The sequence below is a fragment of the Virgibacillus siamensis genome (genome assembly GCF_039522605.1).
GTDB classification, from domain to species: Bacteria; Bacillota; Bacilli; order Bacillales; family Amphibacillaceae; genus Lentibacillus; species Lentibacillus siamensis.
In genome coordinates, this window is sequence record NZ_BAAADS010000025.1 from 239,343 (window position 1) to 255,055 (window position 15,713).

At 43.3% G+C, this 15,713-nt stretch carries 13 protein-coding genes and 1 other annotated feature (1 of these 14 only partly in view); all 13 genes read right to left on the minus strand.

The window, feature by feature from the left end; all coding sequences use genetic code 11:
* Positions 1-82 precede the first annotated feature (82 nt).
* Positions 83-787: an SDR family oxidoreductase gene (locus ABD010_RS16405; protein ID WP_343815512.1), complete on the minus strand. Its 705-nt coding sequence runs from the start codon at positions 785-787 to the stop codon at positions 83-85.
* Positions 788-982: 195 nt separating this feature from the next.
* Positions 983-1,591, minus strand: coding sequence for an orotate phosphoribosyltransferase (pyrE, locus tag ABD010_RS16410; protein ID WP_343815515.1), 609 nt, complete (start codon positions 1,589-1,591; stop codon positions 983-985).
* Positions 1,581-2,297 carry an orotidine-5'-phosphate decarboxylase gene (gene pyrF / locus ABD010_RS16415; protein WP_343815517.1) on the minus strand — a complete coding sequence of 239 codons (717 nt, stop codon included), beginning with the start codon at positions 2,295-2,297 and terminating at the stop codon, positions 1,581-1,583. The genes pyrE and pyrF overlap by 11 nt, the downstream gene beginning before the upstream one ends.
* The gene (locus ABD010_RS16420) at positions 2,287-3,207 is read right to left on the minus strand and encodes a dihydroorotate dehydrogenase (protein WP_343815519.1); all 921 of its coding nucleotides are present in this window, start codon (positions 3,205-3,207) and stop codon (positions 2,287-2,289) included. The genes pyrF and ABD010_RS16420 overlap by 11 nt, the downstream gene beginning before the upstream one ends.
* Positions 3,204-3,959 (minus strand): dihydroorotate dehydrogenase electron transfer subunit, encoded by a 756-nt coding sequence (locus ABD010_RS16425; RefSeq protein ID WP_343815521.1) that lies wholly within the window; start codon positions 3,957-3,959, stop codon positions 3,204-3,206. Before ABD010_RS16425 ends, ABD010_RS16420 begins: the two co-directional genes overlap by 4 nt.
* Positions 3,956-7,156 carry a carbamoyl-phosphate synthase large subunit gene (gene carB, locus ABD010_RS16430; RefSeq protein WP_343815523.1) on the minus strand — a complete coding sequence of 1,067 codons (3,201 nt, stop codon included), beginning with the start codon at positions 7,154-7,156 and terminating at the stop codon, positions 3,956-3,958. Before carB ends, ABD010_RS16425 begins: the two co-directional genes overlap by 4 nt.
* Positions 7,149-8,249, minus strand: coding sequence for a carbamoyl phosphate synthase small subunit (locus ABD010_RS16435; RefSeq protein WP_343815526.1), 1,101 nt, complete (start codon positions 8,247-8,249; stop codon positions 7,149-7,151). The genes carB and ABD010_RS16435 overlap by 8 nt, the downstream gene beginning before the upstream one ends.
* Positions 8,242-9,522, minus strand: a complete 1,281-nt coding sequence (locus ABD010_RS16440) for a dihydroorotase (protein WP_343815529.1) — start codon at positions 9,520-9,522, stop codon at positions 8,242-8,244. Before ABD010_RS16440 ends, ABD010_RS16435 begins: the two co-directional genes overlap by 8 nt.
* Positions 9,497-10,405 carry an aspartate carbamoyltransferase catalytic subunit gene (locus ABD010_RS16445; protein ID WP_343815531.1) on the minus strand — a complete coding sequence of 303 codons (909 nt, stop codon included), beginning with the start codon at positions 10,403-10,405 and terminating at the stop codon, positions 9,497-9,499. The genes ABD010_RS16440 and ABD010_RS16445 overlap by 26 nt, the downstream gene beginning before the upstream one ends.
* A gap of 251 nt (positions 10,406-10,656) precedes the next feature.
* Positions 10,657-11,208, minus strand: a complete 552-nt coding sequence (gene pyrR / locus ABD010_RS16450) for a bifunctional pyr operon transcriptional regulator/uracil phosphoribosyltransferase PyrR (protein WP_343815534.1) — start codon at positions 11,206-11,208, stop codon at positions 10,657-10,659.
* A 163-nt stretch (positions 11,209-11,371) separates the two neighbouring features.
* Entirely contained in the window at positions 11,372-12,283 is a 912-nt protein-coding gene (locus ABD010_RS16455; protein ID WP_343815536.1) for an RluA family pseudouridine synthase, read from the minus strand.
* The gene (gene lspA / locus ABD010_RS16460; RefSeq protein ID WP_343815539.1) at positions 12,280-12,750 is read right to left on the minus strand and encodes a signal peptidase II; all 471 of its coding nucleotides are present in this window, start codon (positions 12,748-12,750) and stop codon (positions 12,280-12,282) included. The genes ABD010_RS16455 and lspA overlap by 4 nt, the downstream gene beginning before the upstream one ends.
* Before the next feature lie 110 nt (positions 12,751-12,860).
* A complete protein-coding gene (gene ileS, locus ABD010_RS16465) occupies positions 12,861-15,617 on the minus strand; it encodes an isoleucine--tRNA ligase (protein WP_343815542.1) in 2,757 nt (918 codons plus the stop codon).
* Between the two features lie 85 nt (positions 15,618-15,702).
* Positions 15,703-15,713: a binding site (T-box leader), on the minus strand; it runs 212 nt beyond the window's last position.

Here is a 15,713-nt window from a genome sequence, read left to right on the forward strand (position 1 = left end):
ATTTCAATACTAAATAGCAGAATCTTATACTTTTTTAACTGCCTGTAAATGGTAATAGATAAAAAGTGTGAAATTAATTTTGTTAAACTGGTCTAACTGTGATTTCATTCACGTCCACATGATCCGGCTGTGTCACGGCATAAATGACTGCTTTTGCAATATCAGTTGGTTCAAGTTTTTTTCGGTCATCCTCAAAGGGACTCTCTGAACTTAATGGAGTTTCGACCATTCCCGGCGAAATATTGGTAGTGCGCACACCAGTATTAGCGAGTTCCTTTTCCAATCCAGCAGAAATTGCACGAACAGCAAATTTTGTGGCGCAATACACCGTAAGTCTTTCAATAACCTCAAAACCTGAATCAGAAGCTATATTTACGATGTGTCCACTTCTTCTCTCCTGCATATCCGGTAAAACGGAATGAATGCCGTAAAGAACTCCTTTGATATTTATATCAATCATTTGCTCCCACTCAGAAACATCTCCATTCAAAACTCTGCTAGATCCCATTTTCCCGGCGTTGTTTACATAAATATCTATATTTCCATATACTTGCTTTGCACGCTCTGTCAAATACTCAACATCATTTGTTTTTGTTACGTCAGTTTGAACATATAATAGTTTATCCTTGTTGCCAATGTCTGCAGCTATGCTTTCAAGCTTTTCTTTATTCCTTGCTGCAAGCACTACATTCGCACCTGCTTTAGTAAGTTCCTTTGCGATTGCTGTTCCAATACCACTGCTTGCTCCTGTTACAATCGCTGTTTTTCCCATCAATTGCTTTGTCATTATAAATTTATCTCCTATCTTTCGTATTCTAGATGATAGTCCGACTACTCACTATTTTCAATATACTGTAGTTATTTACAAATCACAAAAATTTCCATTCATAAAAAAATAGCAGAAGCACATCCGTTTTGGAATTGCTTCTGCTATTTATATAATCTTTATGTGATACACGAAATGACATTACTACTACTTCGGTTACAGTGAATCTTTCCATTCGCGCAATTCACTTAATTCCTCTTCATTAATTTCCCCGATTTCCTTCAATACAGCAAGCATTTCTTCATAGGTAGTAATTGTTTGAAAATCAAGCGTTGCCTCAGAAAATTGTTGTTTAGATTTCTTCAATCCATACGTAAAAATTGCCAATACACCAAGTACATTCGCACCTGCCTGTTGAAGTGCTCTTGCGGAATCAATTGACGAGCCGCCTGTCGAGATAAGATCTTCAATAACAACAACATTCTGACCTTTTTGCAGTGCTCCTTCAATCTGATTGCCTTTACCGTGGCCTTTTGGCTTGGAGCGCACATAAACCATTGGCAAATCCATTTCCTCGGCGAGCCATGCTGCGTGCGGAATGCCGGCAGTGGCACAGCCAGCGATAATATCCGGCTTTTGTTCCAGCCCTGCAATTATCCGGGCAAACGCCTTTGCAATTTTACGGCGTGTTTTAGGATAGGACATGATTAATCGGTTATCACAATAAATTGGCGATTTTATACCTGATGTCCAGGTGAAATATTCGTCTGTTTGTATTTGAACTGCCTTAATGTCCAGAAGTTCTTTTGCTATGTCACGACTCATTTCCATATCCCCACTCCCTTTGAACCTTCTTATAAGCGGTTTTTGGATTTTCCGCTTGTGTAACTGTACGACCAAGAACAAGTATATCTGACCCATTTTCTTTGGCAAAAGCCGGTGTTGCCGGCCGCTTCTGGTCGTTGCTGGATGATTCCGCCAATCTGATACCAGGTGTGACGGTCAAAAATGACTTCCCGCACGCATCCTTAATCTGCTGTGCCTCGTGAACTGAACAGACCACACCATCGGCACCATTGTCCGCTGCCAAACTTGCAAACTGTACAGCATTATCCTGTAAAGAACCCCGCAGATTCATTTCATTTTTCATTGCTGTTTCATCCATTGACGTTAGAATGGTTACCGCAATCAGCTTTGTTTCATGGTTGATTGTTGTTCCTGAATCCAGCCCTTCTTTCGCGCGTTTAATCATATCACTTCCACCCAATGCATGAACATTGATCATATCGATTTCAAGTTTAGCGATATTTCGCATCGCTTTCATCACCGTTGTTGGAATATCAAACAGTTTTAAATCAAGAAAAATATCATGGCCGTTTTCTTTTAATCGCTCAATCAGTTTCGGCCCCTCCCGGTAAAATAACTCCATACCAACTTTGACAGGGACACCGTGTAAATGATTCTGATCAAGAAATGTTTTGCATTCTTCCCATGATGGAAAATCCAATGACAAATATGTTTTACCTTTCATCCTCATGCCCCTTTCCAATTGCATCCGTTACTGACTGAAATCCGTATTTCGCTAACACACCAGGAAGTGAATCGATGATTTCGGGACAAACGTATGGATTTTGAAAGTTTGCTGTTCCTACTGCTACAGCACTTGCTCCTGCAAGTAAAAATTCCAGTACATCTTCTGCCGACTCGATGCCGCCCATGCCAATAATCGGAATGGAGACGTGCTGACTGACATCGTAAATCATGCGGATGGCAACCGGTTTAATCGCACCGCCGGACAACCCGCCGGTTTTGTTGGCAAGCAGCGGTTTCCTGCTCCCCTGATGAATCTGCATTCCGGTTAATGTGTTAATCATGGAAAGACCATCCGCCCCGGCTTCTTCAACAGCCTTTGCCATGCCGATAATATCTGCTACATTTGGTGACAGCTTAACGTAAACGGGAAGATTACTTGCTTTTTTTACCCTGTTTGTTACATTGGCTGCCATTTCCGGATTTGTGCCAAACTGGATCCCACCCTCTTTCACATTGGGACAGGAAATATTCAGTTCCAGCGCGCTAACCGAACCTGCTTCGTTAAAAGCTGCCGCAACCTTTTCATATTCCTCCAGTGTGCTGCCTGCAATATTTGCAATAACAGGCACATCATATTCGGCGAGAAATGGAACTTCCGTTTCTATAATTTTTTCAACACCCGGGTTTTGCAGACCGATTGCATTTAACATCCCTGAAGGAGTTTCAGCAACACGTGGAGTGTTATTCCCATAACGTCTTTCACCGGTTGCTGCTTTCATGATGACTGCACCGAGTTTATTTAAATCATAGAATTCACTGTATTCCCTGCCAAACCCGAAACAGCCTGATGCCGGCATAATGGGATTCTTAAGGTGTAAACCTGGAAGATCAACGGTTAAATCCGTCATATCATCACCTCGCTTGCCCCAAACACCGGACCATCCTTACATATTTTCCGGTAGCCGTCTGCATTGTCAGCAGGAATAACACAGGCCAGGCAAGCCCCGACACCGCAGCCCATCCGCTCTTCAAGTGAAATCGATCCGGACTTTTCATGCAGTGCATTGGTTACCGCCCGCAGCATTGGAATCGGCCCGCATGTGAAATAATAATCGCACAACGCCTTATCAGGCAGGTGATCCGTCACGAACCCCTGCTGTCCATAACTCCCATCGTCCGTCACCACAATGGTGCGGCCAAGTTCCTGGAATTTATCTTCATAAAAAACACAATCCTTTGATTGAAAGCCCAGAACGGAAATTACGTTAATGCCTTGTTGTATTAGCTCAGTCCCCAGATTGTACAACGGCGGAACTCCAATTCCTCCGCCAATAAGCAAGACTGTTTTCAAAGATGATGCCTCATAATGGAATCCATTCCCTGATGGCCCGAGTGCACTTAGAGACATTCCGTTTTGATAGGCTGCCAGCTGCTCTGTGCCATCCCCAACTTTTTTAAACAGAATTGTGATTGTATGCTGTTTTCGATCGATACTTGCAATCGAAATCGGCCTGCGCAGTGTATGACCATCCACACTGATATGCAGAAACTGCCCTGGAACAGCAGTTTCTGCGATGTAGGAATTTTCAAGGATCATTTCTACCGTATCCAGGGCAATTTCCCGAACATCCAAAATGGTCAGCATTACCTTCTTCTTCATGACAATACAGCCCTTTTGCCTGTCATCGGTTCAGCGCTGAACGTCGTTGAATCTATTACATTAATAATCGCGTTGGCTGTGTCCAGATTGGTCAGGCAGGCAATCCCATGCTCCACAGCTTCCCTTCTGATCATGAAACCGTCGGAACGCGGCTTTTTGCCGGATGTAAGTGTATTGACAACAAATTGTACATCCCCATTTTCGATAATCGATATCACGTTCTTTTCCGGTGAACCGATTTTTCCCACTGCTGTAACCGGTATTCCGTGGTTTTCCATGTATGCCGCCGTTCCTTCTGTTGCATACAGCTGAAAACCAAGCTGGTGGAATCGTTCAGCAATTTCAACTGTTTCCAATTTATCTTTATCAGCAACCGTCAGCAGGACCGCTCCTTCCTGCGGGACTGACAAACCTGCAGCGACAAGCCCTTTATACAATGCTTTCTCCAATGTTTTATCATGGCCGATTGCTTCACCGGTTGATTTCATTTCAGGTCCAAGAATCGTATCGACACTGCGCAGTTTTTCAAATGAGAACACCGGTACTTTGACAGAAACCGAATCCATTTCCGGTAAAATTCCTGATTCATAACCCATATCTGCAAGTGTTTCACCCAGAATACACCTTGTTGCAAGATTGGCCATCGTTACACCGGTGATTTTACTCAGGAAAGGAATGGTCCGGCTGGCACGCGGATTTACCTCCAGTACATAGACTTCATTGTCACATACGATAAATTGAATATTGATGAGTCCTTTTACATTGAGTTCGCGGGCAATCTTAACAGTATCTTTCATACATTTTTCTTTAACAGCGTCACTCAAACGCTGTGGCGGGTATACCGCGATGGAGTCCCCGGAATGGACGCCGGAGCGTTCGATATGTTCCATAATTCCCGGGACAATTACCGTTTCACCGTCACTGATGGCGTCCACTTCAATCTCAATTCCCGTAATATATTTATCTATCAGAATCGGGTGTGCACTGTCAGCCCCATTTGTTTTTGCGAGATATGCATCCAATTCCTCCCGGTCATAAACAATTTCCATTCGGCTGCCGCCAATGACATAGGAAGGGCGTACCAGCACCGGATAACCGATTCCTTCCGCAACTTCCACAGCATGATCCAGATTTGTTACGGATTTACCGTTTGGTCGATTGATGGAAAGTTTATTCAGCAAATGTTCAAATTTATCCCGGTCTTCTGCTTTGTCAATAGCGTCCATTTCGGTTCCCAGAATTTTGACACCGCGCCGTTCCAATCCTTCAGCCAAGTTAATCGCCGTTTGACCGCCAAACTGAACAATTACCCCTTCAGGCTCTTCCAGATTTATAACATGCATAACGTCTTCCAGTGTCAGTGGTTCAAAATACAATTTGTCAGAAATACTGAAGTCCGTTGATACGGTTTCTGGATTGTTGTTCATAATAATTGCTTCATAGCCCATTTCTTTAATGGCTAAAACCGAATGAACTGTCGCATAGTCAAATTCGATTCCCTGCCCAATACGGATTGGACCGGAACCTAACACAAGAATTTTTTTGCGATCTGATTGCACAGATTCATTTTCTTCCTCATAGCTGCTGTAAAAATACGGTGTTTCCGATTCAAACTCGGCTGCACATGTATCCACCATCTTATAGACCGGCTGGATATGGTTTTTTACCCGGAATGAATAAACATCATCAACAGACATGTCCCAGAGGCGGGCAATGTGCGTATCCGAATAGCCCAGTTTCTTCGCTTTCCACAATACGTCCTGTGACTCTCTGTTTGACGCCAGTTCTGTTTCCAGCTCAACCAATTGCTCTAACTTGTGCAGAAAGAACCGATCTATTTTTGTCAGCTGGAATATTTCCTCAACCGTCATACCACGGCGCAGCACCTCAGCCAGAACAAACAGCCGCTCATCATCCGCTTTTTGCAGTCTGGTCTGAAGCTCTTCCAAGGACAAATCAACAAGGCTTCGAAGCCAAAGTTCCTCGGTACCGATATCCATGGAACGAATACCTTTTAGCAGGGACTCTTCAAAATTACGTCCAATTGACATGATTTCACCGGTGGCTTTCATTTGAGTACCAAGATACCGATCACCGGTAACAAATTTATCAAATGGGAAACGCGGTATTTTAGAAACAACATAGTCAAGTGCCGGTTCAAAACAAGCATACGTTGTTCCGGTAATCGGATTGATGATTTCGTCAAGTGTCAATCCCACTGCTATTTTGGCCGCCATTTTGGCAATTGGATATCCGGTTGCTTTGGAGGCCAGCGCTGATGATCTGCTGACACGCGGATTCACTTCAATAATATAGTAATTGAAACTGTTCGGGTCTATTGCCAGCTGGACATTACATCCGCCTTCAATTTCCAGTTCCCGGATAATCTTGAGCGAGGCATTTCTTAGTAATTGATACTCACGATCACTCAATGTTTGGGATGGGGCAACCACAATCGAGTCCCCGGTATGAATTCCCACTGGATCAACATTTTCCATATTGCACACTACGATTGCCTGATCGTTTTTATCACGCATCACTTCATACTCGATTTCCTTATAGCCGGCAATATTTTTCTCAATCAGGCACTGGCTGACAGGTGAAAGAGACAGCCCATTCCTGGCTATCTCCCGCAGTTCTGTCTCGGAATAACACATTCCTCCGCCAGTTCCACCAAGTGTATATGCCGGCCGGACAATCACTGGATATCCAATATCTGCGGCAAATTGGCATGCTTCATCGACTGAATTGACAATCTGGCTGTCAGGTACCGGTTCGTTCAGTTCTTTCATCAATGAACGGAACACTTCTCGGTCTTCCGCCTTTTCAATTGCTTCAAGAGATGTCCCAAGCAATTCTACTTTATATTCTTCAAGAATGCCGGTTTTATCTAATGCAACCGCCATATTCAGGCCGGTTTGGCCGCCCAGTGTCGGCAGAATGGCATCGGGCTGTTCCTTGCGAATAATTTTGATAAGAAAATCAACGTTAAGTGGCTCCATGTAAACTTTATCTGCTACTGTCTGATCCGTCATAATTGTTGCCGGATTGGAGTTTGCCAGGATAACGGTATATCCTTCCTCCCTTAGTGCCTGACATGCCTGTGTTCCCGAGTAATCGAATTCTGCTGCCTGCCCAATTACAATTGGTCCTGAACCAATAACAAGAATTTTATGGATGTTCATATTTTTAGGCATTAACCTGCACCTCTTTCTCTGTTTTTGATTCTTGGATCATTTCCATAAATGCATCAAATAAATGATTGGTGTCTTCCGGTCCTGGTGAGCTTTCCGGATGATACTGCACCGAAAATGCCGGATATTGGCGATGTTTTAATCCCTCAACTGAGTTATCATTTAAGGCGATTTGTGTTAATTCAAGCTCCGTATCCATGAGCGACTCCTGTGTAACGGCATAACTGTGATTCTGACTTGTAATGAGTGTTTTATTGGTAATCAAATCTTTCACAGGATGATTACCGCCTCGATGGCCGAATTTCATTTTTTCGGTATTGGCACCACTGGCCAGTGCCAGCAATTGATGACCAAGACAGATGCCGAATAGTGGAATTTTGCCAACCACTTCTTTAATCATGTCAACGGACTCCGGAACATCTTTCGGATCCCCAGGGCCATTGGTTAGCATGATTCCATCGGGTTTTAAACGTAAAATATTTTCCGCACCGTAATCATAAGGTACAACTGTAACATGGCAATCCCGTTTGGTCAGTTCTCTCAGGATTCCATGTTTCATACCGAAGTCGACAAGAACAATCCGCCTCCCGCGTCCCGGCACTACGTATGGCTTAACTGCCGAAGTGTACCGTACCTGTTTTATTTGTTCAGGCGTTCTGCGCAGTTTTTCAGTCAGTTCTGCTGCTGGTTCCGCTGCATCGGCAATCATGCCTTTCATCGTACCGTGCCTGCGGATAATCTTTGTCAGTTTTCGCGTATCGATTCCGGCAATGCCTGGAATACCATTTGCTTTCAGGTAATCACTTAATGTTTCATCGCTTCGGAAGTTTGATGGATATTCACTCGCTTCTTTGACAACAAATCCGTTAATAAACGGTGTGACGGTTTCAAAATCATCCCGGTTGATCCCGTAGTTGCCGGCAAGTGGATACGTCATTGTTACGATCTGACCGCAATAGGACGGATCTGAAATGATTTCCTGATAGCCCGTCATCCCTGTATTAAAGACCACTTCACCGGTCATCGTTGTGTCACTCCCGAATCCTTCGCCAATAAATTGTGTGCCATCTTCCAGAATCAGTTGTCGTTTATGCATGTGAATCCTCCTCGTAGACTATTTTCCCTTCTGCTATGGTAACTGCTGGAACCCCTTGTACCTTCCAATCCTGAAATGGGGTATTCTTTCCTTTTGAAGCAAAGGTGTGGTTATCCACATTCGTTTCTTTCTTCAAATCCACTACCGTAATGTCGGCAATTGCTCCTTCTTCCAGTTTGCCGTATGGCATGCCAAAGACATCAGCCGGTTTAATCGTCAGCCAATCGACCAATTGCTTTAATGTGATGGTCCCTGGTTTTACAAGATTGGTATAAAGCAGGGAAAAGGCTGTTTCCAAGCCAACAATGCCGAATGGTGCTTGGCGGAACCCTTGTGCTTTTTCATTTTCTGCATGTGGAGCATGGTCCGTTGCAATAAAGTCAATGGTTCCATCGAGCAGCCCTTCTATTAATGCCTGTTGATCCGCTTCACTGCGTAATGGTGGATTCATTTTAAAATTTGCATCGTCGTCAATCACTGTATGCTCATTTAGCAGCAAGTGATGTGGCGTAACTTCAGCTGTCACATGAATACCCGCTTTTTTTGCATCGCGGATGACCCGGACAGATTCTTTCGTACTGACGTGACAGACATGATAATGACAACCGGCAGCCTCGGCCAGTAAAACATCCCTGGCAATTTGCACCGATTCACTTAATGAAGGAATCCCTGGCAAATCCATCCTTTCACTGACTTCCCCCTGGTGGACCACTCCTCCATACACAATCGAATTATCTTCACAGTGAGCAACAATTGGTTTTCCATGTTTGGCTGCCTGTTTCATCGCATGGAGCATGAAGTCGGCAGTCTGAATGCCTACCCCGTCATCGGTAAAGGCAAAGATTCCCGTTTTGGCAAGTTCCTCAATTGACGTCAGTTCTTCACCTTTCAACCCTTTCGTAATTGCTGCATATGGCAGGACACGTATCGCTGCATCCTGCTTTATTTTTTCAAGCAAAGCCTGTACAGTACCGGTATTATCAGGTACCGGGTTGGTATTCGGCATGGCACATACCGTTGTAAATCCCCCTTTTGCCGCAGCCTCCGTTCCTGTTTTAATCGTTTCTTTATGTTCGCCACCCGGTTCACGCAGGTGGATGTGGACATCGATAAATCCCGGAAAAATATGCTTCCCGCCACAATCAATTGTCTGTGCTGCTTGCCCCTGAATAGCAGGAGCAATTTGCTGAATTTTTCCTTCATAAATTAACACGTCACATACTTCTTCCTGTTCCATTACTTGCCGTTTAGCATTTTTCAAGAGCAATTTCATGATACATTCCCCATTCCTGTAAGAGCGTTTGAATGATAGCCATGCGTATATAGACACCATTTTCCATTTGTTTAAAAATCCTTGAACGTGGACATTCAACCAGACATGAATCAATTTCGACACCACGGTTTACCGGAGCAGGATGTAAAATAATCGCATGAGCTTTCATCTTTTGTTCCCTTTCCCTTGTCAGTCCGTACTTTTCCAGGTATGAAAACGTGTCACAGGACTTTCGGCTGTGTCGTTCATGCTGAATTCTGAGCAGCATCAACACATCACACACCTCCACTGCTTCATCGATCGAAAGGTACGGAAAATCCATTGACATGTCTTCAAAACCAGGTGCAGCGGCAAAGTATACCTCAGCACCAAGTGTCTGCAGTGCGTAGGCATTGGAGTGCGCAACCCTGCTGTGACTGATATCACCAGCTATGACAACTTTCAATCCAGAAAATGTTCCATATTCCTGATAAATTGTCAGCAAATCAAGCATGGATTGCGTTGGATGCTCCCCTTTTCCAGCTCCGGCATTGATAATAGGCATTGATAAGTTATTGGTAAGTTCCTTATACCAATCATCATCCTGGTGGCGAATCACCATCATGCTGGCACCAATTGCCTCACATGTCTTTGCAGTGTCATACAACGATTCTCCCTTGACTACACTGGAAGATTCCATTTGAAAATCAAGTGTTTCGATACCTAATTTCCGTTCAGCAACAACAAAACTCATTTTTGTTCGTGTGCTTGGTTCAAAAAATAAGTTAGCCGCAAAAAGCTGCCGGGGCATTTGTTGAACCCCCGTACGCATTTCTTCAGCTTTTTTGATAATAGAAAATATCATTCTGTCTGATAGATTTCTTGTCGAAACAAAATGTCGCATCGCTTCCACCACTCCCTCATAAACTTCTGTTGGTATCCGAATGACAAGTTCCTACCTGTTCCGTTTTTTATTAGAAAACTTGGTTGTCACCAAGCCTTTAGGTGACAACCTTAGTTGCACTTATGCAGTAAGAAAGTTTTATACTTTCTTATCTGCTAAAAAAATCTCTTTGCAAAAGGCTGCAAAGAGATAGACGTGTATCATTTCATACACGTGTTTCCCGGCAACCTTTTGAATCTCACTGGACTCATTTAAAGGCTCGGATATTTATTATCATAGATACCTACTTCATCATGTTCATCAGATTCCTGCAGATGAACAACAATGACTTCTTTCTCGGATGTAGGAATGTTTTTCCCTACATAGTCAGCCCGGATCGGCAGCTCCCGGTGCCCGCGGTCAATGAGTACACCCAACTGAATCAGTGAAGGTCTTCCCAAATCCATCACTGCATCCATTGCAGCCCGAACAGTTCGGCCTGTATAAAGTACATCGTCAACCAGAATAACTTTCTTTCCATCAAGCGAAACATCGATATTCGTATCTTTTAATTCCGGGTCATCACTTTTTGTTTCCAAATCATCCCGGTAAAGGGTAATATCCAATTCACCGATTGGGACAGTCATCCCTTCAATTTTGCTTATTTTTTCCTGAAGGCGTGTGGCAAGCGGAACCCCTCTTGTTTTAATGCCAACAAGAATCAGGTTTTCCCCGCCCTTGTTCTTTTCGACGATTTCATGGGCAATTCTTGTCAGCGCCCTGTTCATCGCCGCTTCATCGAGCACAATCGTCTTCTTATTCACATAAAAAACCTCCATTAAAAAATCCCTTTTCTCCATGAGGAAAAAAGGGACTTGTATATACTACACGTACACACATTCATATCCGTTCCTTTTTAGCCTCACTGGACTATAATTAAAGGTCACTATTTTATTTATTATAGTATGACAAAATCGTGCTGTACTGTCAATACATTTTTTCCAGCTGATCCAGCAATTGTTGGAAATATTCCGGAGCTCCTACTTCGTAATGCATCCATTCATTCGTATCTGGATGGGTAAACCCTAATGACTTCGCATGCAATGCCTGACCATCAATTTCCAATGTTTTTCGAGGCCCATATTTCGGATCTCCGGCCAACGGAAAATCGATGTATCGCATATGGACACGAATCTGATGGGTCCTTCCTGTTTCCAGCTGACACTCAATGTGTGTGAAGTTTGCAAATCGCTTCAGAACACGAAAATGTGTTACCGCTGATTTGCCATTATCAACAACACCCATACGCTGACGATGACTTGGATCTCTTCCAATCGGTGCGTCAATCATGCCGGTTTCATGGTCAATCACACCATGTACAATTGCTTCATATTTCCGCTCCACATCTTTAGATGCCAGCTGTTCAGCCAATCCGGAATGGGCTGAATCATTTTTTGCAACTACAAGCAGCCCGCTGGTATCCTTGTCAATCCGATGAACAATTCCCGGCCGTTCTACACCATTGATGCCAGACAGGTCGTCACAATGGTACATTAATGCATTTACCAACGTCCCGCTTTGATGGCCTGCCGAGGGATGCACAACCATGCCTTTAGGTTTATCTACAACAAGCAAGTGGCTGTCTTCGTAAACAATGGACAATGGAATATTCTCCGGAGTCAGCTGTAAAGGTTTGGGTTCCGGAATTGTCCAGGTAATCTGATCGTGCAACCGGCATTTATAGTTACCTTTTACGTTTTGGCCGTTAACGAAAACCAGATTGTCCCCAATCCAGGATTGCACCTGTGATCGTGACACATCTGCATTAACTTCTGCCAATAATTTATCAATCCTCATTTTATTTTCTGCATCTGTGACAATATGCTGTTGTTCGGTCATGATTCTGATTTTCCTTTCTTCTTTTCATCGATAAATGTAGCAATCAACAGCAAAATAACCCCAATCACCAATGATGAATCGGCAACGTTAAAAATAGGATAATCGTAGCCGGCAATCACAAAATCCAGAAAATCGACGACTTCTTTCCGGAACAAACGATCAATGAAATTCCCAATTGCACCGCCCAGTACCAGACCGAGTGAAATCGCCAGTACCATATTGTCTTTAGCATACTTTTGCATGTAGTACACGATACCAATTACAACCAACACAGTGACAATATAGAAAAAAATCATGTGTCCTTCCAAAATACCCCAGGCAGCACCATTATTCCGGTGTGAAGTAAGGTAAAAGAAATTATCGATCACCGTAATTTGTTCGTATAATTCCATTTCTTTTACAACAATCCATTTAGTGAATTGATCAATTCCAACAATAATTAATGCAATAACATAATACCAGAACATGCAGTATCCTCCGATTTATTTATTTCCCTTTGCATTTTACCACAAATCAAAGAAAAACGCCCCTCTGCTTTTAAAATTCCAGCAAGAACGGGGCGTTATTCCAATAGTGTTTATGCCGTATAATTTTCTTTAACTATCGATGCGCAGCGTGTGCACAGTTCAGGATGATCACTGTCCTCACCGACTGTTTCGGATGCAACCCAGCATCGTTCACATTTTTCCCCGGAATGCTTTTCCACTGCAACATTTACGTACCTGTATTCTCTGGCATTTGCAGCTTCCTCTGCAACTTCCGCACCGGAAACAATAAACAATTGATGAATATTGGAAATGCTGTTCAGCACTTCTTTCGTTTCATTATCTTTTGGCACAATGGTGATGGCAGCTTCAAGTGACTTGCCAATTATTTTCTCATTTCGTGCATCTTCAAGTGCTTTAAGAACATCATCACGGATTTTCATGAAATGATCCCATTTTTCCTGTGCAGATTCAAAATTTGCAATTTGTTTTGGCTCCGGAATATCCGTAAGCTGAACGCTTTCCTCTTCAACCCCCGGGATATATTCCCAAATTTCATCTGCAGTATGCGGGATGATTGGTGTAAGCAGCTTGACAAGCGTTGTCAAAATTTCGTAGTAGCCTGTCTGGATACTTCTCCGGCGATGATTATCCGCTGCTTCAATATAAAGAATATCTTTGGCAAAATCCAAATAGAAAGAACTTAAATCAACCGTACAGAAATTATGAATTTGCGAGTAAACCGGTGAATACTCATACTTATCATAGCTTTCCCGGACAGAAGCAAGCAAATTCTGCAGCCGATGCAGCATATAGCGGTCAACTTCCTCCATATTATCCTCCGAAACAGCATCTGTTTTCGGATCAAAATCAGACAAATTTGCCAGCAAAAAGCGGAATGTATTTCTGATTTTACGGTACGCTTCCGAAATCTGTTTCAGAATATCCTGGGATATACGAACATCCGCCTGGTAATCGACCGATGATACCCACAATCTTAAAATATCAGAACCAAGTTGTTTTTGAATCTTGGCGGGATCCATTACGTTGCCGACAGACTTACTCATTTTACGCCCTTCGCCATCCAAAGTGAACCCATGACTGATAATCGCTTTGTAAGGTGCTTTGCCAGTGACAGCAACTGCTGTGGATAATGATGAATTAAACCAGCCGCGATACTGGTCACTGCCTTCCAGATAAACATCTGCCGGACGCTGGAGATCATTCCACTCTTTTAACACGGCCTCATGTGAAGACCCGGAATCAAACCATACATCCATGATATCAGTTTCTTTTGTAAACGTGCCATTCGGACTGTGTTCCGATGTGAAACCTTCGGGCAGCAGATCTTTTGCTTCCCGTTCAAACCAAACATTTGAACCAAATTCCGTAAACAGATCAGATACATGCTGAATCGTTTCATTCGTAATGATCGGCGTATTATCCTCACCATAAAATACCGGAATTGGCACACCCCATGTACGCTGTCTGGAAATACACCAGTCTTCACGGTCGCGAACCATATTATACAATCGGGTTTCGCCCCATGCCGGATACCAGTCAATTCGTTTAATCTCATCCAAAATCGTTTGACGGAAATCTTTGATGGACGCAAACCATTGTGATGTCGCCCGAAAAATAGTCGGTTTCTTCGTCCGCCAGTCATGTGGATACGAGTGGGTAATAAAGCTCAGTTTCAGTAATGCACCGACTTCCTCCAGCTTTTCCGTAATTGGTTTGTTGGCCTTGTCATAGAACAACCCTTCAAAGCCCGGTGCCTCACTGGTGAATACCCCTTTATAATCAACTGGGGATAATGCGTCAATTCCATAGGACCTGGAAACATAAAAGTCATCTTCCCCATGACCTGGTGCAGTATGGACACAACCGGTACCTGCATCTGTTGTAACATGTTCACCAAGCATAACAAGTGAATCCCGGTCATAGAATGGATGTTTTGTCACCACACGATCTGCTTCTTTTCCTTTAAACGTCTTCACGATTTGCGGATTTTCCCATTCCAAATCTTCTGCTACAGTTTCCAGTAAATCATGGGCAACCACAAACCTGTCGTCATTAACAGTAACAACAACATATTCAAAATCAGGATGAAGACTGATTCCGAGGTTGGCAGGAATTGTCCATGGTGTGGTGGTCCAGATAACCAGTTTATCCCCTTCATCCAGCACACCTTTGCCATCTGTAACTTCAAAAGCAACGTAAATGGATGGTGACCGTTTATCATGATACTCAATTTCAGCTTCCGCCAGTGCTGATTCAGATGAAGGAGACCAATAGACAGGTTTCAGCCCTTTATAAATATACCCTCTTTTCGCCATTTCACCAAAAACTTTAATTTGTGCAGCTTCATAATCCTTTGTTAACGTGATATATGGATTATCCCAATCACCCCGCACACCAAGTTTTTTGAACTGTGTCCGTTGACTGTCAATCTGCCCCATCGCATATTCAGCGCACTTCTGACGGAAATCTGCAATACTCATTTCCTTGCGCTTTATTTTCTTCTTTTTTGTCAATGCTGTTTCAATCGGCAGCCCATGTGTGTCCCATCCAGGAACATATGGTGCATGATAGCCTGCCATGGACTTATAGCGTGTAATAAAATCCTTCAAAATTTTATTCAATGCGTGACCAATATGCAGATCACCGTTCGCATATGGCGGTCCATCATGCAGCACAAACAATGGACGTCCCTTTGTCCGCTCCAGTCCTTTCTCATAGATATTTTCTTCTTCCCATTTTTCCTGCCGTTTCGGTTCTTTGTTCGGTAAATTGCCGCGCATCGGAAAGTCCGTCTTAGGCATCAATAACGTATCTTTATACTCCATATTCCATATCCTCCTTGTATGTTAAAATCATTTTAAAAATCATTTGATACATGGTGCGACCATTAAAAAAAGCCCTCACATCCCCAAAAGGGACGA

Bases quoted from the DNA above. Each gene is read 5' to 3' on its own strand.
- ABD010_RS16405 (WP_343815512.1), bottom strand. From the start codon at position 787: ATGACAAAGCAATTGATGGGAAAAACAGCGATTGTAACAGGAGCAAGC.
- pyrE (WP_343815515.1), bottom strand. From the start codon at position 1,591: ATGAGTCGTGACATAGCAAAAGAACTTCTGGACATTAAGGCAGTTCAA.
- pyrF (WP_343815517.1), bottom strand. From the start codon at position 2,297: ATGAAAGGTAAAACATATTTGTCATTGGATTTTCCATCATGGGAAGAA.
- ABD010_RS16420 (WP_343815519.1), bottom strand. From the start codon at position 3,207: ATGACGGATTTAACCGTTGATCTTCCAGGTTTACACCTTAAGAATCCC.
- ABD010_RS16425 (WP_343815521.1), bottom strand. From the start codon at position 3,959: ATGAAGAAGAAGGTAATGCTGACCATTTTGGATGTTCGGGAAATTGCC.
- carB (WP_343815523.1), bottom strand. From the start codon at position 7,156: ATGCCTAAAAATATGAACATCCATAAAATTCTTGTTATTGGTTCAGGA.
- ABD010_RS16435 (WP_343815526.1), bottom strand. From the start codon at position 8,249: ATGCATAAACGACAACTGATTCTGGAAGATGGCACACAATTTATTGGC.
- ABD010_RS16440 (WP_343815529.1), bottom strand. From the start codon at position 9,522: ATGAAATTGCTCTTGAAAAATGCTAAACGGCAAGTAATGGAACAGGAA.
- ABD010_RS16445 (WP_343815531.1), bottom strand. From the start codon at position 10,405: ATGCGACATTTTGTTTCGACAAGAAATCTATCAGACAGAATGATATTT.
- ABD010_RS16455 (WP_343815536.1), bottom strand. From the start codon at position 12,283: ATGACCGAACAACAGCATATTGTCACAGATGCAGAAAATAAAATGAGG.
- lspA (WP_343815539.1), bottom strand. From the start codon at position 12,750: ATGTTCTGGTATTATGTTATTGCATTAATTATTGTTGGAATTGATCAA.
- ileS (WP_343815542.1), bottom strand. From the start codon at position 15,617: ATGGAGTATAAAGATACGTTATTGATGCCTAAGACGGACTTTCCGATG.